The organism is Deltaproteobacteria bacterium (genome assembly GCA_026388415.1).
In the GTDB taxonomy this organism is placed as follows: Bacteria; Desulfobacterota; Syntrophia; order Syntrophales; family JACQWR01; genus JAPLJV01.
Genome location: JAPLJV010000005.1, coordinates 1 through 18845 on the forward strand (window position 1 = coordinate 1; position 18845 = coordinate 18845).

Genomic DNA, 18845 nt, shown 5'->3' on the forward strand with positions numbered 1-18845 from the left:
CTCCTGCGTTAAATCCTCGGCATCCTCTGCATTTCCGGTCATCCGGTAAGCTAAATTGTAAACGGGCGATTTATACTCTTCCACCAGCAAGGCATAAGCCTGCCTGTCTCCCTTCAGAATCTTAGCAACAATTTCGGCTTCGAGTTTTTGATCCATTACCGTTCCTGTGCTGATTTCGGATATCGGATTGCGCCTGTCCGCCAAGACGCCGTCTCGCCGGTTCGGTTCTTCCCCCCTTCAGCCATGAGCCATGAACCATGAGCTATTAGCTATTAGCCTATGACGAAAAGGATTTCAGGAAGATTGAAGGGTTGAATGTTTTAAGGCCATGAAAGAAAACAGTCCATACAGGTAAACAATTTGAATATATTCAGCGCTTACAATTATACCTCATGTTCTGAATGAGAAGCGTGAGTGCCCGATATAACTGATAATGGTCGTGACCGGAATGAGCAGCGCGGCCGATATTTTTGGCTCTATTCCAAGTACCTCCACAGAAACAGGCAGCATAATAAATCCCAGGATCATACTGAAGAGATACGTCGAAAAGAAACGGGCAAACTCAATCAAGATGCCTTTCCCGCGCACCGTGGATTGAAAGGTTATATGTTTATGAAAGATATAGGCATTGATGATCGCCAGGATATTCGACAGGACCGCCGCCGACATATAGGCGACGTACCGGGGTGAGAAGAGACGCTCAAAGAGATAGTCGCAAACAACAAAAACGACATACCCGAAGATCGTATTCCAGACGCCGACCAGGACAAAGCGGATTTTCTTCTGATGATTCAGCCATAACTGGTCAAGTATCTGTTTCAAAAGGGACTCCCGGCTTTTAACCCAAATTGGTCCATCCTTTATACATAATGTCCAGCGCGTTCAAGGCTTTCTGGCTACAATTACCAACGTACCTCCGAAAGGAAGCGAGATGCCCAATCGAATAAGAACTTCATCAATCCGCATGATAAGATCGAAAATCCAATTCAGTGTATTGGGAAATTTGACTCTCTTCTCAAGGGCCACTTCGTCAGATTGTGATTGATTACGACCCCTGTCAAACATCCTGGAAATTAGCATCAGAGGAAATAGGACAAAAAGAAAAGACGTAGAGTAACTGATATCAAACCCGTTTTCTTGGAGTTTAGTCACTAACTCCCGTCTTGAGTATCTGCGCTTGTGTTTGAGAATTTCATCCAGCTTGCTCCATAGGAACTTATGTTGAGGAACGGTAATTATCAAGCCGCCACCCTTGTGGAGCATCTTATTGATATTTCTTATGGCGCCGACATCGTTCTCGATGTGTTCAAGGACGTCAAACGCGACAATTAAGTCGAACTCCTCGCCGATCAGCCCCTGTGTAACATCGAATTGGATGAAAGCGACATGAGGGAGATTCTTTTTGGCATACAGGAGTCCTTTCAGATAAATTTCCGACCCGGTGATTTCCAGTTTTTCATTCTCGACAATTTGCTGGATGAATCCCCCGGTTGCACAGCCTATTTCCAGCAATTTGGTTTTACCTGTTGCAACCAGGTTATCTTGGACAATATTTTTGAACAGCCTATTTCGCGAACGAACCCAAAAACTACTCTCCCCGTTCTTATCCGTAAGATCAAAACCGCCGTCCGGATAATTCGCATACGAGCTTGCGACTTCCGGGCTATAGCACCTGATTCCTTCTACTACAGTGTAGGGAAGGTTATCGCTCATAGAAACTTATCTCGCACTACATAGTTCGGCCTCTTTCGCACTTCCTCATTGATACGCCAAACGTACTCCCCGATCACTCCCAGCATAAGCATGATCAAGCCACCCACCAGGAGGATCACGATCATGATCGGAGCCCAACCTGTAAATGGAGTTTCTCCACGCAACCAGCTAAAAACAATGCTTGCGCTATACAGGACCCCAAGCACAGAGGTTATTACACCGAACAAGGAGATGAATCTAATCGGCAGATAGGAGGCATCCAATACCGCATCCAAAAAATTTTTAAGTTTTTTCCCAAAGTTGTATTGAGACTTTCCTATCGTTCTCTTCAAACGAACATACGGTATAAAACTGGTACGGTATCCCGTCCATAACAAATCGCCCTGAAAAAACCTGTGTCGAACGTCTATTGCATTGAATGCGTCCATAACCTTTCTGTCCATCAATACAAAATCGAAACCACCCGGAGGTATTTGCGGCAGTGACATGCGCAAGACGGCGTATGCAAGACGCGAAAAAAGTTTTGAAAACAAAGTGTCTGAGCGATCCGTGCGGTGGCAAATGACGATCTCGGAACCACCTTGCCATTTTTCCACCATCTGCGGGATCAACTCAACCGGATCTTGCAGATCGGCCGAGATATTGACAACCGCGTCGCCGGTAGCCTCCTTGAAGCCGGCCAACATGGCAGCCATCTGGCCGAAGTTTCTGGTAAAGGTGATCACCTTGACTCTGGGGTCTCGCTCCCGCAGGCTCAGTACCTCCTGCAAAGATGCGTCTTTCGACCCATCATCCACAAACACGATTTCGTATTCGTGGTGCGCGAGTTCGCTTGAGAATACCGACTGGATCTTTGCGTGCGTTTTAGAAAGGGCGCCCTCGTTGTGATAAACGGCGACAACAAACGAAATCTTCATTTTTTCTCACCTCGTTCACACATCAGGAAAATGCTGGAACACAAATCCGGGTATTGTTGGCCCAGTTTATAGCAGCCCTCCAGGTACTCCGGGGAAATGATATCCGTTTGCAGCAGGCGATCCCACTGGAAGTTCGCCAATGCCTTGAAGAATATCCCCGACCGGTGCACCACCTTCAGCCCTGCCGCTTCAGCATCCCGCTCCAGGGTATCCAATGTATAGGTGCATCGGTGGCCATGCTCGGCCTCGGCCGGGGTGACTGCTGCGTTATGTGTAATTAAGCCCATCTTGACGGCGATCTGTCTTGAAGGTGCATTGGCATTGGGACATGCCAAGAAGAACCTGCCACCTTCGGCCAGCCACTCGCCGTTGATGCGCCTCAACACCAGCACAGGATCGTCCAGATGTTCCAGCGCATGGGTCAACACAATGTTGTCATAGCGCCTGGGCAAGGTCGCTTTCTCGAATAGCGAGTTGACGAAAATTACCTTGTCACCCAGCTTCATTCTGGCATCCTCGATAGCAACGTCGGAGGCTTCGACACAGGTAATGTCATCGAAATAGGGCAGGAACCTTCTGGTGAAATCGCCCTTGAAGCTCCCAAGCTCAAGCAGGCTCCCCTTGTTAAAGAAGGGCTCGAACGATCTGATCATGTAGGGGTGCATCACATCGAAATCGAATCCGTAAGCGTATTTTGCCGAAACTGAATCAATCAATTCTTTATTGTAGTCTCTCTTCGAATTCATAGTGCATTAACCCCAATAATTCGTCTTTTCTATGAGTTCTATGTAGTCCTGTCTGGTAATACCAACCACTATTTGATCCCAATAACGTCCCTTCCTAAAAAAGTAATTTATTCTCCGCCCTTCCTCCTTCCATCCTAATCGCTTACCGCAATAAGTAGAGATTGATATCTTGTTGTACTCAATCATAGAGCCATCCAGTCTTTCGAGGTTTAACTCTTCAAAAGCATATCGCATCGTGGCCATAATTGCGTCAACGCCATAACCCTTGCCACGATGATTGGATTCTCCTATCACCAACCCATGCCATGCATGACTATTGCGCCAATCAATATTTACTATGCTGGAAATCCCAATGATTCCAATGTCTGGAACATCAACAACAAATCGTTGATTTAGTCGGTCATTTTTCAAGTTCTGGAACCATGTCTTGTGGAAATCCATTGAACTCGGAAAGTGTAATTCTCCTATAGCATCTTGCGTAACCGGATCATTCGCCCATTTATGCAACAGTTCCAGATCGCTCTCTTCGATAGCCCGCAGCATTAGGATTTTACCTTTAATATTCATTTAGTTCCTCCAACTTATCAAATGGACTGTTCATCGTTCTAATTTCGCCAGCCCAAAACCGAAACGTCCGAACTCGTCGCCGTTGTACATCATATAAATTTCGTTATCCATTTCAAATACATGTGGATAGCACTGCATATCTGAATCCCAGCCTTCTTCTGACACGTCGATGCCTGCTTCATCATCGTTTCTGATCCAGTTCTTCAAATCATCCGAAAAGGCATATCCTATCCTGTACCCTCTGTCTCTGTTCTTTCTGAAACCATCCGGCCGCCTGTAGCAAAAGAACATGTGGTATTGATCGTTCAAGAAGATGACGGTTGGGAGTGCCTGGCACTCATCCGGACCAAGCTTATCGGTCATTATCAGCCTGCCTTCCCTCTGCCAAGAAATACCGTCATCCGAAGTCGCGTGGGCTATCTTGTAGACCCGATCGGGCGCTTCATCTTTGGTGAACCTTACCCATTTCGTACCGTGGATGTACCACATATGATACGTGTCGCCATAGAGGGCAACAAAGGCGTCGCCAACCAGAAAAGGCTCATGCAACGACGATGATAGTACCGGCCCTTCCGATATTTTCTGAAAGGTCAGCCCGTTATCCTTGCTGATTGCCAGTCCAATAGATGCGTCAACCGATACAGATACCTTCCTGTTCCATCCGGTAGTGTAGGCAAGCACCCTGTCTTTCTCTCTCAGGACGTTGAACGGGAATATGCCATGTTCATCGAAGCAACCAAGGCCACCCAGTGCGATGACCGTACCTGTAGAAATATTGAGTATTCTCCCGAAATCCTTGGTTATGTCGATAAAGGAAACGTGGCTCAGATATTTCCCAGTCTTCTCTCTTTCTCTCGTGGAGAAGTAGATCCTCACAAAGTCATCAAAGACGAGGGCCTGTGGTGATTGCGCGTATTCAACGCAATTATTTGCCAGGTTATAATCGGTAGGATCAAATATTTTCCCCAGTTTTTTCCACTTCATAGCGACGAATCCCTATCAGGGCTTATATTTTTCCAGTTTAGCTAACCCAAACCCAAACCTTCCCACCTGATTACCGAGATAAAGCATGTAGATAATATCATCAAGCTCGAACACATGCGGGTAGGCAATCGATTGATCATCCCATCCCTCTGTCGAGATATCTATGCCTGCCCGCGCATCATCTCTATGCCAATGCAGCATATCTTCAGAGACTGCATATCCTATACGGTAGCCCCTCTCGTTATTTCTGAAATCCAAGGCGTATTTGTAGCAAAAAAACATATGGTATCTGTTCTTGTAGAAAAAAACATCAGGACTTGCCTGGCATTCGTTTTCTTCAATTCTGCTTTCAATAATGTCTCTGCCATCCCTTATCCAGTTCAGTCCGTCATCTGAAGATGCCATGCGTATCTTGTAGACCGCTTCCGGCTTACCGTTATTCGCTAACCATTTCGTTCCGGCGACATACCAGAGGTACCAACAGTCGCCGAACCTCCTTATCTTGGGCCCGCTCAAGACAAAGGGATCATGTACGCTGCGCGATAAAATTGGGCCTTTGCCGAGCTTCGTGAAACTCTTTCCCCCATTGTGACTTACGGCCACCCCGATTGCTACCGTAAAAGGAACTGATTCGCATCTCGTCCAGCCGCCATAGTATGCCAATACTTCTTTACCTTTCCTTATGACTGATACAGGGTATGTGCCGAACTCATCAAAGGTCCCCAGCTCTCCAAGCTCGAGGATCGGGGTTTGGGCAACATCTATTATCTCAGATAAATCGTAACGGTTCAGGTCAACATAGGCGGAGTAGCTTACATATTGTCTGTTTTCGTCAGGCATGGGCCTGCAGGAGAAATAGACCCTCACGAATTTGTCAAAGATCAAAATGCAGGGAGCCTGGGCAAATTCCTTCATCCAGTCCCTGTCCTTTATTTGAGTTGGGTCAAAGATTTTGCCGAGTTTATTCCATCTAAACATTCTTGCCGCTAAGCCTCCCTGATCTGCGCCAGGATACCGCAGCAGAGTTCTGGATAATCTATCCCTACTGTGCATAAAGCATCGATTACTTTCTGGTCAAAATTGAGAGAGATCATCTGCACGGTAGTAAAGGGCTTCAGGTATATACCTTCTATTCGGTCTATCTCATAGCCAGCCCTTCTTACCTCTTCAGTCAGAGACTTGACTGTGTAATAACGCTTATGGCCACACATGCGATCATGGTCGGACAATTGCTGCATATCCTCCAGCATCCCAGCCAAATGCCCCAGCCTCCTGTTCAGGACCTCTGCATTCGGGACCGTTACGAACATCTTCCCCCGGGGGGCAAGAAAGCGCTTGTAATAGCTCATAATATCTACAGGATTGTCGACGTGCTCTAGAATGAACCCCAAAACTATCAGATCAAAGGTTTCACCGCTTAAGAAATTTTCAAAATAGGTCTCAACAATCTCGGCGTGGCAATCGGGGAATCTCGTCCTGAAGTTTTCAATTACCGCCGGAGATGCATCGAGGACAAGGTGCCTGTCAAAATGTTTAGAAAAGATCGTGGTAGTAAATCCGTGGCCCAGCCCGAGCTCCAGAATGGACTTTGCGTTCTCTTTAAGTCGAAGGACTCTTTGAGGATACCAGTTGAGCTGAATGTTGTTGTCGAAATCGTAGAGATTATGACCGCTGTACGCTGCCACGTGGCTGTTCAGAATATTATCCATAACTCACCTCAAACTACATTGTGTAAGCATTTTGGTGATTGCCTCTTTCGAGTTGAACATCATTACGTCCAGTATTGATAACCAGGGAATAAAACCATTGCCAAATTGTGAATAACTGAATTCATCTGTCTTCAGAAAATGCAAATCTATTCCTTCACCCATGAAACGGCCCTTGTCATAAAGCTCAACACCGCCGATGGGGTTCAGATAGGTATTCGCACCGACTGCTGCACACAAGGCGAGTACCTTGTCCTGGCTTTTCAAGTCATGGTCAATGCCGATGTCGGAAGAAGCCCTGATCTCGGTCGTAATGCCCAAATGCTCGCAGGTTTTGGCGAGAGAGTAATGCAGGAAGCGAAACAGGTTCAGTTCTTCATTCCTCACGATCTGCTCGACCAACGGGAACGTTTGCTCGAAATACGGCGCACGGTGGTATGCGTCCTTGAATTGGTTCAGCAATTTGTCGCGATTGAACTCCGTAGCCAGCTCCCGTTCGCGCACATCCAGAAAGTCCGACCCGCTTTTCAACGGCAGCGAGAACATCACATCCTTGCCGTTCTGTAACATTCGGTTCCTGTTTATCCAGCCCTTTTTGGTGTATTTAATGTTGTCATAAACGACAAATACATCAACCGCCTTAATGAGCTGGAAGTAGCCGATGTAGGGGAAGAAGTATGGCTGCATGATGCCGATTTTCATTGTTTCTTGCCTGCGATGATGGATACGATTCTCGTAACGGATTCATCTTCCAAAGCCGGGTAAATCGGCAGACAAAGCACCTGATAAGCAGCCTTCCTTGCTACCGGTAAGTTGGATTCCACTGCAGACGGCAAGCCCCGATACATTGGAAACTCGCTTATCAATGGGTAAAAATAGCGGCGAGCAAAAATCCCGTGCTGGCGTAACTTGTCGTTTAGTTCATCTCGCGATAGTGGATACTCCTTTTCAATCAATATCGGGAAATACGCATGGTTGTAAGTCGTGTCGGCAGGTAATGGCGGGCATGAAATACCTGGCACAGACGAGAGCTCTTCCCGGTATTGCGCATCTATTTCCCGCCGTCTATCAATTGCCTTATCAACATGCTTTAGCTGCAAAAGTCCGAATGCCGCCTGCAATTCATTCATCTTGGCATTGATTCCCGGTGCAACAACTGTCACCTCACCGTTGTAACCGAAATTCTTCAGGTCATCAATGCGCTTCTTTGCTTTCACGTCAGGGCAAACGATGGCGCCGCCCTCAAAGGTATTGAAAACTTTTGTTGCATGGAAGCTCAACGTTGACAGGTCTCCGTGCCTTAAAAGACTCTCTCCTTTATACTTGACCCCAAAAGCGTGCGCCGCATCATAAATGACCTTAAGACCGTATATATCTGCAATCTTCTGTATCTTTTCCACATCACACGGCCTGCCATATACATGCACCGGCATAATTGCGGTAGTACGGGGTGTAATGGCCGCCTCGATTTTTTCCGGATCAAGATTGAAAGTTTCCGGCTGTATATCTACAAAGGCAGGCTTGATACCGTTCCACAGGAGGGAATGGGCAGTGGCTACAAATGAAAACGGTGTGGTTATGACCTCTCCGGTAATCCGAAGCGCTTGCAATGCTGTAACAAGTGCAAGTGTGCCATTGGTAAATAAGGCGAGATGCTCCACTCCAAGATAATCGGCCAGCTTTTTTTCCAGCTCCTGATGAAAGGGGCCACTATTTGTGAGCCACTTGCTCTCCCAGATTTGCTCGAGATACGGCTGAAATTCTTCCAGTGGGGGTAGGAAGGGTTGGGTGACATAAATTGGTTTTTCTGATGGCTTCATCGTAATTTAAACACCGACATTATTTTTAAGTTATCTACTGAAACCGTATAAACTTCATTGGCTAATGGATATGGTTGGGGATGCCAACGGTAATTCGTCAGAAAATAGTTTGCCTGACTAATATCAGCATGCCTCAATCTTCTAATATCTTGTTTTTCAAGAAAAATAGTGTTGTTGACCATGGGTGCAGTTACATTCGCCTTTAATCCGATAACTGGCCTTTTGTCGTTTTTGACTATATATGCCAACCCTTGGCGAAAAGACAACCCCCAATAGTCGAGCTCAAATATCTCTCCGACATTATTTCCGGCCAAGTTGTTGAAATAAACATTCTGAAAGGGGTGATATCGTATCATCTGATAGGACGTGGAGATAATGTAAAGCACGATGACGGCCGCTATGAATAGGGATGCACGCCGCTCACGGCCTGAATGGACTTCCTCAATAAAGCCGACTGCTCCCGTCATGGCAATGAGCAAAAAAGGCGCATAGATAAAATACATGTGTCTCCAGCCATCATAGAGGGAGGAATTCAGAAAAATCACCGCCGCCAGGGGCACGATGAAGAGCAGGAGAAACAGAAAGTCCTGTCGTTCCTTGTCATTGGAGTAAAGTATGATCCCGTTCTTCATCATCCCCCGGATCGTCAGGAAGGAACCGATGAGGAAGAAAAAAGTGTATATTAATGGTGTCGTTATCAGAATCCATACGGGAATGTAATGCCAGGGAACGGCAGTTGATTTGATGAATGTGCCCAAGTAGAGAAGATCGTAAGAAAATGGAAACCTGCCCATTACAGTAAATGTATTAATGAAATTCCGCACCGGGTTTGCCCAGAGGTAAGGCCAAAATAGCACTATAAAAAAAGAACCCGAAATCAGGTAAATAAACAAAGGTAACAGCCTTTGGGGCAATTTACTGGATATCCTGCCTGCCTTTATTTCATCGGTACCCGCTAAAAAAATGGCCAGGAAGGGAATAAATACACCCGCGATGCGTTGATCCACCACAAGGGCAGTGGCCAAGGCAAACAGCAGCGCATTAACGATTGTTTTTTTGTTGAGATAACGGATAAAGTAATAGATGCAGATAACAAAGAGCGAAAGAAAGACGATGTCTTTGCCGTAGAATGATTCGGCAAAAATGCGGGGGCTCAGGATCATAAAAAAGCACGCAATCAAGCCCAGCGTCCGGCTTTCAAACCGGTTTCTGACGATCAAATAGAAGAAGAACACGCTGACATAAAACAGGAGAAAAATGCATAAATGCCGCATATAGTAAGCTTCCGGCATTGTGCCGTTATAACCCAGCAGGCGATCGGCAACATACATGGGCAAATCAAAAATGATACCGTATTGAGGCCCGGAGTATTCCACCAGCGAAGGCACCGCGGCAAACTCCGGGGGATGAAAGTCAGGCATGATCAGGGAGGACAGGTATTTTGCCGTAATACCGGCAATCTCACGGTGTGATCGTTCGTCCCAGGAAATACCATAGTCCTGGTAGATGGAAACGCCGGTGGCAAGATAAATCAGGAAAAAGATAAGCACACAACTGCGCGGTATATTGTACAGCCATGCAAGCTTCTTGCTCGTGGGCAAAGCACTGTCGTCTGCGGCGCCGTCCTTCAATTCAGGAACATGTGTCAGTATTTCGTCAATGTCATTGCCGGGAAGCGAAGAATTTGTGTGTTTCTCAGGCATATTGAAAATCCTACTTCCTACCGGCGTCGTAGATCGCAAGGCCGGCGTCAATTTTTTTCATATATTCGGCATCGGTGGATGGTACCTTCATCTTTGCTATTTTGAAAAATGTGACGGCCTCACTGATTTTATCTACACACGCGGCTGTCATTCCCAACTCATAGATATCCTTGTAATCGGCAGCCGAGTCAAATGGATTCACAAACCGGGACAATAATCTGTATGCCTTCTCGTATTCCTTGAGTTTTATATAGGTTGCGTGCAAATTGCGCGGCACCACTTCGTCCCCGTCGGTCTGCCCCAAATCTATTACCTGTTCATAAAGTCTTTCGGCGTCTGCATGGCGTCCCATGCCGAACAACGCATCGGCTTTCAACAAGTATCCAGTGTAATTATTCGGGAATTGTTCGATTAATTTGTCTGCGTAAGGCAGGGCCTGCGCCTGCTGCCCGCGGACGATCAGAACGTTGCACAGGATCTTGTTTGCCCCGTAGTTTAATGGATCAAGAGCGATTATCCGCGCCGCCTCAGCGAACAGTGCCGACAGCCTTTGCGGGTTCTCTTTGTCGTATGCAATGTTCCGGAGCTGAAACGGATCTATGGTTTTCAGGGCATACTTCCCCGCCAACTCACTGTAATGATTGATGTTTACGTATAAAAGTTCGGCATGATCGAAAAAAATCGGCACAAACTCCCTGTGACCGGCGACGATTTTGCTGAACAAAGATTTTTGCAGAGAAACAGATATGTAAGACGGGTCATATTTCCGCAGAAAACCCTTGAAAGCATGTTCATCAACGAATGAATGATATGCCAGCGCATAATCCGTATCATGAAAGATAGTCATCTGCATATCCATATAAATCTTGAATTTCGCATCAAGGGCCCACTCCAGATAACCCCCTTTAGTTGGTTCATTCAGGATTTTCCCGCCGGAGGCATGACGATTCAAAAAATTAACCACTCCGGTTGGAAGCCCGGAATTCGCCAGCGGGTAAGTCGGCCTGTTGCTGAAAATATTTATAAAAATCATCAGGGGTAAAAAAAACATCACGATGGGCAAATATATACGGATGAATCGAGGCGATGGTTTAAACCCTTCACAAATCATCGGCAAGCCCCGGTAGAGAAGAGGGATGCAAAGAAGCATGAATTCCCACAGGAATCTCCTGTGTCGGGTCAACAGGAAGAGACCGGCTAAAAAAAGGATTGCATGACTGATGCGGAGCTTCCTTTTTAAAAGGCCCGTGAAAAAACAGGCCGCCGCGAGAATCACGATTACATTTTGAAAAGTCGTAATAACTCCCTGCACCGTAACGGGAGCAAAAATAAAAAATTTCTTAAACGGGATTCGAACCAATTCTGATACGTAAAGGTGTTGATACGCAGCCGTCTCAAAGGATACGTCAAAAGGGGTCTGGATCAATTTGATGATTTGTGGGGTAAAAAAAACGCTGTATAAAACAGACATGAGAATAATCTTGGATCTGAGGGTTGGCAGGGAGCTGTCATCACTATTTTTATACCGGAGGTAAAAGTTCTCGGCGAGGTAGGCGATGACAATGACGAACATCACCGGAAATTCGATGCCGTGGATGTTGCACCAGATTACCCCTATAATCGGGAGGATCCATACTTTGTCCGGTTTGACTTCCAGAACATAGAGGAAACACACAATAAATAAATAGGAGAAGAGATGGGGACGAACGAGAAGCTCGCGGTTTAGTATCGCGAGGCTGATAAAGACGAAAATAACTGCTCCGGTCACGATGGCGATGGCATTGTCATTCCTGCGGAACACGAGACGATGGATCACAAGAACGGTGGCCAGGTAAAGGAGGCATCGGAGCACAATGAGTCCTTGATAACCCGTGAATTGATGGATAAGGTAAACTATCGCTTGAAAAAGCCAGTAGTAATTGTACCAGAATTTGGGGGGCTCAACATACGAAAAATAGGCGTCATGGGGTATAACGCCGTGCTGGAAGAGATATCTCCCGCCGGAGAGATGGTACCACAGGTCGGTATCATACGCGACAATGGGCCAGGTAACGAAAAAATAGCCCAGGATCAGACAAAACAGACCCGATATAACGATTAAATATCGCTCAGTATTGTTTCCCAGACCGTTGCCTCTCCAATTAATATTTCCCATAATGGCATGACTTCCCTGGAACGTTTTTAAGCTTTGCAAGCGCTTGTGATCTACCATAAAAATGGTTTGAAGTTCTTTATTGAATCAATAAACGCTTTCGGATTGACGACTGAAGGTATATTGGAATACTTGTCGGTCCATGGCCTCAACATCTCTTTTTTCGGATCCGGGGCGTTTTCTTTCCATTGCAGTTTGGAAACAAGCATATCATTGAGCTGCCGATCCCATGTCAAAACCATCCAATTGGACGCAAAAAGCGCAGACCCCCGCGCCTCGTTCCGATCAGCCAGGGCGAAGGCATTGATAACCCTGGCGTTGCTGAAAAGAACCGGCGCAAGATCAAGATACCTGTTGCTGGTATGAAACAGAATAAGTCCCTTGTCTTTCAAGTGCGCCTTGTATTCCCGGATCGCATCCGTCGTCAGAAGATGCACGGGGACAGAATCTCCACTGAAGGCATCAATGACCAATATATCGTAATACTGCCGGGGAGTCTTCCGTAAGGCGATCCGCGCATCGTCATAAAAGAAGTTCAGTTTTGCGCGGGAATTCTGCAGATAATCAAAGATGTTCACGAAAACAGCAATGTCCGGGTCCAGTTCAAAGAAGTCCATCTCTTCGCCCTTTTTCCCGTAGGCGCTCAGTGTGCCCACGCCCAAACCGATAACCCCGATTCGCTTGGTCGCAAAAAGATTGCTGCTCAGCACCTTCCCCACCGGCGTCTGGCGATGATAGTAGGAAAGAGGTTCCTCTCTTTTCACATTATCTTCCGTGAGGTATTGGACGCCATGCAGCGTGGTCCCGTTCATCAGCTTGAGAACTGCCTGGTCGGCGCTTATTTTGTAAATGCCATAGTAATTCCTGTAGGCACGGATAACCTTACCGTCCGTGGACCAGAAATCTTCAACAAACGGCGCCAGAACCAGGATGATCAGCAGGCATAAGCAGAGCGCCGTCGTTTTTTTGTTCAATTCCTTAAAAATAAAGCCAAACGTCAATAAAATCATCGTCACGCCGAGGACGTTGTATTTCTTGAACACCAGCGGCCAGGCGATTACGAATATGACAGCATACGCAATCAGGCGAAAATTGTAAAAAGTAACCCTGGAAGCCCCCTGCTTCAAGCTCAACGACAATCCAACGATGAAAAGACCCAGGAGAAATTCAAGAGGCGAAGTAAACAATACCGGCACGAGCCAGGTCACGAGAAAGCTGCCCGCGAAGCCGCCTACGGAAACGATCAGATAAAAACCCGTCAGATCATTCTTGTCCTGCGGCCTGCTCTGGTAGAGTTCATGCTGACAAAACATGCAGAGGGCAAAAAGGGACAAGACAAAGGCGATAATCTGAGGCGAAACGGGAAGCATCCTCTGCTGGGCAAAAAAGAAAATCAGGACGCTGAATCCTATCACCAGATGAAATTTCTCTGTTATCCATTCCGGATAAAGCGGCTTATCCCGAAAGGTTAGCATAAAAGAGAGCAGGTAGATGCATAACGGGATGATCCACAGAAGCGGAGAGGGCGCAATTTCATAAGTAATGACATTTGTAACGGAGAGAAAAAGGATGCAACCCGCCGCCGACAACAAAAACCAGTAGAGTTTTTGCCTTACCGCTTCATCGGATAACCTGTATTTACGGGAGAAAACAGATTTATCAAATATTTTAAAATTGGGGACTTCCCTGTTCGTAAAGTCAATTGCCAGAAGCGAGACAAGATAGAGTGCGATAAACAGGAAGTAGAGGATTCTCCAGATCGCAACCTGGGTGTCCAGATCGCAATACGCCTCAAACAGGAAAGGATAGCTCAGGAGCCCCAGGAACGATCCCACATTCGATATGGCGTAGAGCAGGAAGGGATTGCGGCTCTCCGGTAAATCGCTGTGCGCCAGCCAGCTTTGTGTGACAATGCTGATGGTGGAGAGAACAAAAAAGGCCAGCCCGATCGTTAATGACAGTTGCAAAAAAATATCAATCACCAGCGGAATGCCGGCATGGGCGACAATTTCCGGCAGCGACCGGCCGGGGAAGAAAAAAAGCGGCAATAAAACTGGAATAAGATGCAGGTATCTGTATCTGTACATCCCTAATTTCTTAATAATAACATGGGAATATAAATATCCCAGCAGCAAGGCAAACTGAAAGAAGACGATGCAGGCGCCCCAGACAAGATAACTGCCGCCAAACCGGGGCAGGAATATTTTGGCAATTATCAACTCGATCTGGAAGAGTAAAAAAGCGGATACAAAACTTAGAGCATAGAGATAGTGGACTTTTTTCATGATACTCCTCATCGGGTCCGGATATCTGAAATTGGCCAAGGCTCAGGGTCTGAACGACTCGATAAAAAAGAAGGGGGGAAAAATCCCCCCTTCTTTCGTTTTTGTTAAGCGCAGTGAGGTATTTGCCATAAGTCTCTGCGTTTAAGCGATACCTGCATCTACAGTGGTTTTAAGGTATCGGTTGCAACACCATTGGCATCCATAACGAAGCTGCCGCTCAGGTTGGCAGGGGCGGTGACAGTAATAGCCCCGCCGGCCGCGACCACAACCGTATTCCCCTGGCTCGCCTTGGCGGAAGTATAGATAGCCCCTCCGGTAGTAGCAATGGTATCAGCCGGTGCAGATGCCCCCGGATTATCGCCCAGATAGGCCTGGACAGCCGTATAGGCATTCTTAGCATCCGATTTAGCAGTGGCGATATAGCCTCTCGCCTTGTAGGCGCTGAACTGCGGGATGGCGATGGCCGCCAGGATGCCGATGATCGCGATAACGATCATAAGTTCAATTAATGTAAAACCCTTTTCGCTTTTCTTGTGAAACATGCTCATCATAATAATTTCCTCCTAAGTTGTGATATTTACGTTTATTTTATCTTAACTACCCTTGTCAACCGATTATTCGCCCTTACCACCCCCTTTTATTGATATAATCTACGTGCTTCCCGCCTACCATATTGCGTCCCTTAAGAACAGCGAAAACTTATTACCGTCAGGAGATTACGACCCTGAATAAGCAACGGGTGTGCCAAATATTCGTATGCCAGTTGTTTATTTGCACCTGGCAAGACACGGTATTGAATAATTCTACGATGTTGCCAGCCAGCCGATGGCAAATTTTATTGCCCTTATTATGAACCTTATACGGGATAAGGGGGCATTTCCCCCAGCTACCCGTTTTTTACACGGGATATACCGGGAGGCGAAACAATAATGCCGTCAGCATTGATTCCTATTTACGCTGCGCCACTTACATGATAATAGTACCGAGCTATTTCACCTGAAAATACATATCAAATCCCCCTTACTCCCCCTTTTCTAAAGGGGGACTTTACGATTTCCCTCTTTGGCAAATAGGGATTAGGGGGGATTTTCATTATCTTTTGTGACGGCGTACCGTCATGAGCGTTTCATTAGATTGGATGGATACCATGCAAACGACGCTTGTTCAGCAAGGAATAACGATCCTGTTTCTGACTGGTTGGTGCCTGCTCACGATGGGTGTTGGGCGACTCTGCCTGAGCAGCACTGCTATCCGCCTGATCTCCCGGAGTGAAGGCCTTTTTCTCTCGGCCGGAATAGGTCTCGTCATTACCGGTTACGCGGTTTTTCTCCTCGGCGCGACAGGTTCTCTGTCCGCCCCCGGCATCGGTCTGCTGCTGATATCCATGGCGTTGTTTGCCGGTGCGGGGTGGTTGCGCCCCCTCCAGATTGCTCCGGCCGCGCCTTCCGGACGTCCCATTTGGGAGCTCCCGGCCTTGCTGCTTCTCGCTATCCTCCTTCTCGCAAGCTTTGTGTTGACCCTGACGCCGGAAATCAGCAAGGACGCGCTGATCTACCACCTCGCGGTTCCCAAGCTCTATCTCCTTCATCACGGCTTCTACTTCATCCCGGGGAACGCCTTCACCGGCTTCCCCCTGCTGGGCGAGATGAATTATCTGCTGGCCCTTTTCCTCCGGAACGACATCCTCGCCAAGGCGATGAGTTATGCCCTCCTCTGCGGAACATTACGCGGAATCTGCCTCTTTGCCCGCCATGTTCTGCAGAAGCAACAATTTCCCACCCTCAGCATACTGATCTTCGCCTCGATCCCCTCCGTCTTTGCTGTTTCCCATACGGCCTATAATGATCTGTTCGTCACCTTTTTCACCCTGGCGGCGATCTATTCATTTTTCCGCTGGTCCGAGGACCGGCTCACCGCCTGGCTGATCCTTTGCGGCCTCTTCTCCGGCGCCGCCGCCGCGTGCAAATACACGGCCCTCCTCGCAACGCCGCTCGGCTGCCTCGGCATCCTCTATCTGGCAAACCGCAGCGGGGACGGCTCCCGGGAAACTCTTCGCCGTCTCGCGCTTTATGTCGCCGCGGCCCTGATCGCCGGAAGTCCTTTTTATCTGAAAAACTGGATCGTGATGGGAAATCCCTTCTATCCATTCTTCTACGGGATATTCGGCGGCAAGGGCTGGGATCCCGACCAGGCGCGCCTCTTTGATCTGCTTACCCAGAGCCTCGGCATGGGGAGAAGCTTCCTGGACTATCTCCTCCTCCCCTGGAACCTGAGCCTCCGGGCGAAGATGGACGTGGGATTCGACGGCATGCTGGGACCGATATTTCTCTTGACCCTTCCCTTTCTTGCCGCTCTGCGCCGCTGGGAAACACCGCTGCAGATGCTTCTCATCTACGCCCTGCTGACCTTTTTCTTCTGGGCCTCCTCCGTCCAGCAGATGCGCCATCTGATCCCCATCTTTCCCTTACTGGCGCTCATCGTCGGGGCAATCCTGACCCGCTATCGCAGCCGGAAAAATATCTTCGCCCTGCTGCTCTGCATTGTCGCCGGCAGCCTCGTCTTCAACGGCTATCATATTGCCCGCGACTTCATAAAGATCAACCCTCTGCCTGTTGCGGTCGGTCTTGAATCCCGCGATCATTTTCTCTCCCGGACACTCCCCACCTACACGATGTACCACTTCGTCAACCAGACCCTCCCGCCGGATGCCCGGGTCTTTCTCATCTACATGAAGAATTATACATTTCTGTGCGAGCGGGATTGCTATGCCGACGAGATGTTTGAGGCCCACACCCTCCAGAAGATCCTCCGGGAGGAGGCATCCCCGGACCGGGTCCGTAACCGCCTGAAGGCAGCGGGATTCACCCACCTCCTCTATAACGAATTCTATCTCCTCGGCGAGCCGAGCCCGCTATCGGCGGAGGAGAAACAGCTCTTCCTGGCATTTCAGAACAGCCACCTGGTGAACATCCGGCAGCAGGGATACTATCGTCTCTACCGCCTGATTTAGGAAAAATTAAAATCTCCCCTAACCCCTCTTTGCCAAAGAGGGGAACATCACCGAGGGAATAATCCTTGATATTAAGATAATTGCCATCACAATGGAATCGTCAACATTTTACGCCAGCTTTTTCTTCGCCAGGCGCTCCAGGCCCATCTCTTCGCCGAAGGTTGCGGCCAGTTTTTCCGCCAGGGCGGTCAGGGCCGCTTCACCCTCCGTTTCTACCACCAGGTGATATTCGTCCAGCAACTTCAGCTTGCCATATTGCTTGATGATATCATTGGCTTGCTTCACATCAACGGTGAACCAGCCCTGCATGCGGGCCAGCAGTTCTTCCCCCAGCGGGGGGCGTTCGATGACGAGGTCCACCTGGCGGAACTTCGCCTCCCAGCCGATGGCGGCGGGTCTCTTTAAGACGGGCCGCACGGGATCATGCACGGCGGCGCATTTGAACCACAGTAAAGCTCTTTCCATTGTTCCTCCTAAATATCCTTTCCAAGTTCATAAAATAAGGTATAAAATAACAGCGTCATAAAAATCAATCTCACAGGAGATAAAAACGTATGGACATCTTGACCGCCATGAAGGAAAGAAAAAGCGCCCGGGCCTATCTGGATAAGCAGGTTTCCCGGCGCGACATTGAAGAAATCCTGGCCGCCGCCGCCCTGGCGCCCTCGGCCATCAACCTCCAGCCCTGGGAGTTCATTGTCACCTATGGCGAGGAGAAGGAACGCCTAGTGCGCCGCCTGCTCAAGGCGCGCTCGGAACGGGTAGTGGCCTGCGGACCAGGCACCGAAAAACCCCTGCCGGCAGCAATCAGCCGGCGTGCGACGGAGGCGCTGGCCGTTATGGAGCCGCACATATCCGCTCCGGGTCAGACGTTTAACCAGTTTGTCGAGGCGGGCAGTTGCGCTTTTTACGGCGCGCCGGTGGCCATCATGGTCACCATGGACAAGCTATTCCCGGCTATTCGCTACCTGGATGTGGGCCTGGCGGTTTCCCAGTTGCTGCTGGCGGCGCACGCCAAGGGCCTGGCGACCTGCCCGATCGGGCTGATTCTGGCCTATCGCGAAGACATTGCCCAGGCGCTTAATATCCCGGAACAAAAGGAGCTCCTCCTCGGAATCGCCCTGGGTTACGCCGACACATCTGCCCCGGCCAACTCCTTCCGGACCAGCCGGGCCGACCTGGCGGAGATTGCAACCTGGTACGAATGATTGCCGGCGCGCTTCCGGTCGTATAGTACGCCCC

The 18845-nt window shown here is 48.4% G+C and carries 16 protein-coding genes and 1 pseudogene; 2 read left to right on the forward strand and 15 right to left on the reverse strand.

Annotated features, from left to right (window positions below; genetic code table 11):
• Window positions 1-390 precede the first annotated feature (390 nt).
• The 14 genes and pseudogenes from NT140_00945 to NT140_01010 all read right to left on the reverse strand — a co-directional run bounded on the left by NT140_00945 (window position 391) and on the right by NT140_01010 (window position 15135).
• The gene (locus tag NT140_00945; protein MCX5830458.1) at window positions 391-822 is read right to left on the reverse strand and encodes a GtrA family protein; all 432 of its coding nucleotides are present in this window, start codon (window positions 820-822) and stop codon (window positions 391-393) included.
• Window positions 823-882: 60 nt separating this feature from the next.
• Window positions 883-1713 carry a class I SAM-dependent methyltransferase gene (locus NT140_00950; GenBank protein ID MCX5830459.1) on the reverse strand — a complete coding sequence of 277 codons (831 nt, stop codon included), beginning with the start codon at window positions 1711-1713 and terminating at the stop codon, window positions 883-885.
• On the reverse strand, window positions 1710-2630 hold the full coding sequence (locus NT140_00955) for a glycosyltransferase family 2 protein (protein MCX5830460.1): 921 nt from the start codon (window positions 2628-2630) through the stop codon (window positions 1710-1712). The genes NT140_00950 and NT140_00955 overlap by 4 nt, the downstream gene beginning before the upstream one ends.
• Window positions 2627-3376, reverse strand: coding sequence for a class I SAM-dependent methyltransferase (locus NT140_00960; protein MCX5830461.1), 750 nt, complete (start codon window positions 3374-3376; stop codon window positions 2627-2629). Before NT140_00960 ends, NT140_00955 begins: the two co-directional genes overlap by 4 nt.
• A 6-nt stretch (window positions 3377-3382) precedes the next feature.
• The gene (locus NT140_00965; protein ID MCX5830462.1) at window positions 3383-3943 is read right to left on the reverse strand and encodes a GNAT family protein; all 561 of its coding nucleotides are present in this window, start codon (window positions 3941-3943) and stop codon (window positions 3383-3385) included.
• 30 nt (window positions 3944-3973) lie between these two features.
• A complete protein-coding gene (locus NT140_00970; protein ID MCX5830463.1) occupies window positions 3974-4927 on the reverse strand; it encodes a hypothetical protein in 954 nt (317 codons plus the stop codon).
• Window positions 4928-4942: 15 nt separating this feature from the next.
• The gene (locus tag NT140_00975; protein ID MCX5830464.1) at window positions 4943-5905 is read right to left on the reverse strand and encodes a glycosylase; all 963 of its coding nucleotides are present in this window, start codon (window positions 5903-5905) and stop codon (window positions 4943-4945) included.
• 8 nt (window positions 5906-5913) lie between these two features.
• Complete coding sequence (locus tag NT140_00980) at window positions 5914-6636, reverse strand: class I SAM-dependent methyltransferase (protein ID MCX5830465.1); 723 nt, start codon at window positions 6634-6636, stop codon at window positions 5914-5916.
• Between the two features lie 3 nt (window positions 6637-6639).
• Window positions 6640-7335, reverse strand: coding sequence for a WbqC family protein (locus tag NT140_00985; protein MCX5830466.1), 696 nt, complete (start codon window positions 7333-7335; stop codon window positions 6640-6642).
• Complete coding sequence (locus tag NT140_00990) at window positions 7332-8453, reverse strand: DegT/DnrJ/EryC1/StrS family aminotransferase (protein ID MCX5830467.1); 1122 nt, start codon at window positions 8451-8453, stop codon at window positions 7332-7334. The genes NT140_00985 and NT140_00990 overlap by 4 nt, the downstream gene beginning before the upstream one ends.
• Window positions 8450-10156: a hypothetical protein gene (locus tag NT140_00995; GenBank protein MCX5830468.1), complete on the reverse strand. Its 1707-nt coding sequence runs from the start codon at window positions 10154-10156 to the stop codon at window positions 8450-8452. Before NT140_00995 ends, NT140_00990 begins: the two co-directional genes overlap by 4 nt.
• 10 nt (window positions 10157-10166) lie before the next feature.
• The gene (locus tag NT140_01000) at window positions 10167-12311 is read right to left on the reverse strand and encodes a hypothetical protein (GenBank protein ID MCX5830469.1); all 2145 of its coding nucleotides are present in this window, start codon (window positions 12309-12311) and stop codon (window positions 10167-10169) included.
• Window positions 12312-12361: 50 nt separating this feature from the next.
• The gene (locus NT140_01005) at window positions 12362-14593 is read right to left on the reverse strand and encodes a fused MFS/spermidine synthase (GenBank protein ID MCX5830470.1); all 2232 of its coding nucleotides are present in this window, start codon (window positions 14591-14593) and stop codon (window positions 12362-12364) included.
• 425 nt (window positions 14594-15018) lie between these two features.
• Window positions 15019-15135: pseudogene (locus tag NT140_01010) on the reverse strand (prepilin-type N-terminal cleavage/methylation domain-containing protein).
• Window positions 15136-15740: 605 nt separating this feature from the next.
• On the opposite strand from NT140_01010, the gene NT140_01015 reads away from it, so the two are divergent.
• Complete coding sequence (locus NT140_01015) at window positions 15741-17603, forward strand: glycosyltransferase family 39 protein (protein ID MCX5830471.1); 1863 nt, start codon at window positions 15741-15743, stop codon at window positions 17601-17603.
• Between the two features lie 108 nt (window positions 17604-17711).
• On the opposite strand, the gene NT140_01020 is transcribed toward NT140_01015, so the two are convergent.
• Window positions 17712-18068, reverse strand: a complete 357-nt coding sequence (locus NT140_01020) for a hypothetical protein (protein MCX5830472.1) — start codon at window positions 18066-18068, stop codon at window positions 17712-17714.
• Window positions 18069-18157: 89 nt separating this feature from the next.
• Between NT140_01020 and NT140_01025 the strand changes: the two genes are divergently transcribed.
• On the forward strand, window positions 18158-18811 hold the full coding sequence (locus tag NT140_01025; GenBank protein ID MCX5830473.1) for a nitroreductase: 654 nt from the start codon (window positions 18158-18160) through the stop codon (window positions 18809-18811).
• Window positions 18812-18845: the final 34 nt, after the last annotated feature.

Coding starts and splice junctions, on each gene's coding strand:
- NT140_00950 (MCX5830459.1), bottom strand. CDS start 1,713: ATGAGCGATAACCTTCCCTACACTGTAGTAGAAGGAATCAGGTGCTAT.
- NT140_00955 (MCX5830460.1), bottom strand. CDS start 2,630: ATGAAGATTTCGTTTGTTGTCGCCGTTTATCACAACGAGGGCGCCCTT.
- NT140_00960 (MCX5830461.1), bottom strand. CDS start 3,376: ATGAATTCGAAGAGAGACTACAATAAAGAATTGATTGATTCAGTTTCG.
- NT140_00965 (MCX5830462.1), bottom strand. CDS start 3,943: ATGAATATTAAAGGTAAAATCCTAATGCTGCGGGCTATCGAAGAGAGC.
- NT140_00970 (MCX5830463.1), bottom strand. CDS start 4,927: ATGAAGTGGAAAAAACTGGGGAAAATATTTGATCCTACCGATTATAAC.
- NT140_00975 (MCX5830464.1), bottom strand. CDS start 5,905: ATGTTTAGATGGAATAAACTCGGCAAAATCTTTGACCCAACTCAAATA.
- NT140_00980 (MCX5830465.1), bottom strand. CDS start 6,636: ATGGATAATATTCTGAACAGCCACGTGGCAGCGTACAGCGGTCATAAT.
- NT140_00985 (MCX5830466.1), bottom strand. CDS start 7,335: ATGAAAATCGGCATCATGCAGCCATACTTCTTCCCCTACATCGGCTAC.
- NT140_00990 (MCX5830467.1), bottom strand. CDS start 8,453: ATGAAGCCATCAGAAAAACCAATTTATGTCACCCAACCCTTCCTACCC.
- NT140_00995 (MCX5830468.1), bottom strand. CDS start 10,156: ATGCCTGAGAAACACACAAATTCTTCGCTTCCCGGCAATGACATTGAC.
- NT140_01000 (MCX5830469.1), bottom strand. CDS start 12,311: ATGGGAAATATTAATTGGAGAGGCAACGGTCTGGGAAACAATACTGAG.
- NT140_01005 (MCX5830470.1), bottom strand. CDS start 14,593: ATGAAAAAAGTCCACTATCTCTATGCTCTAAGTTTTGTATCCGCTTTT.
- NT140_01015 (MCX5830471.1), top strand. CDS start 15,741: ATGCAAACGACGCTTGTTCAGCAAGGAATAACGATCCTGTTTCTGACT.
- NT140_01020 (MCX5830472.1), bottom strand. CDS start 18,068: ATGGAAAGAGCTTTACTGTGGTTCAAATGCGCCGCCGTGCATGATCCC.
- NT140_01025 (MCX5830473.1), top strand. CDS start 18,158: ATGGACATCTTGACCGCCATGAAGGAAAGAAAAAGCGCCCGGGCCTAT.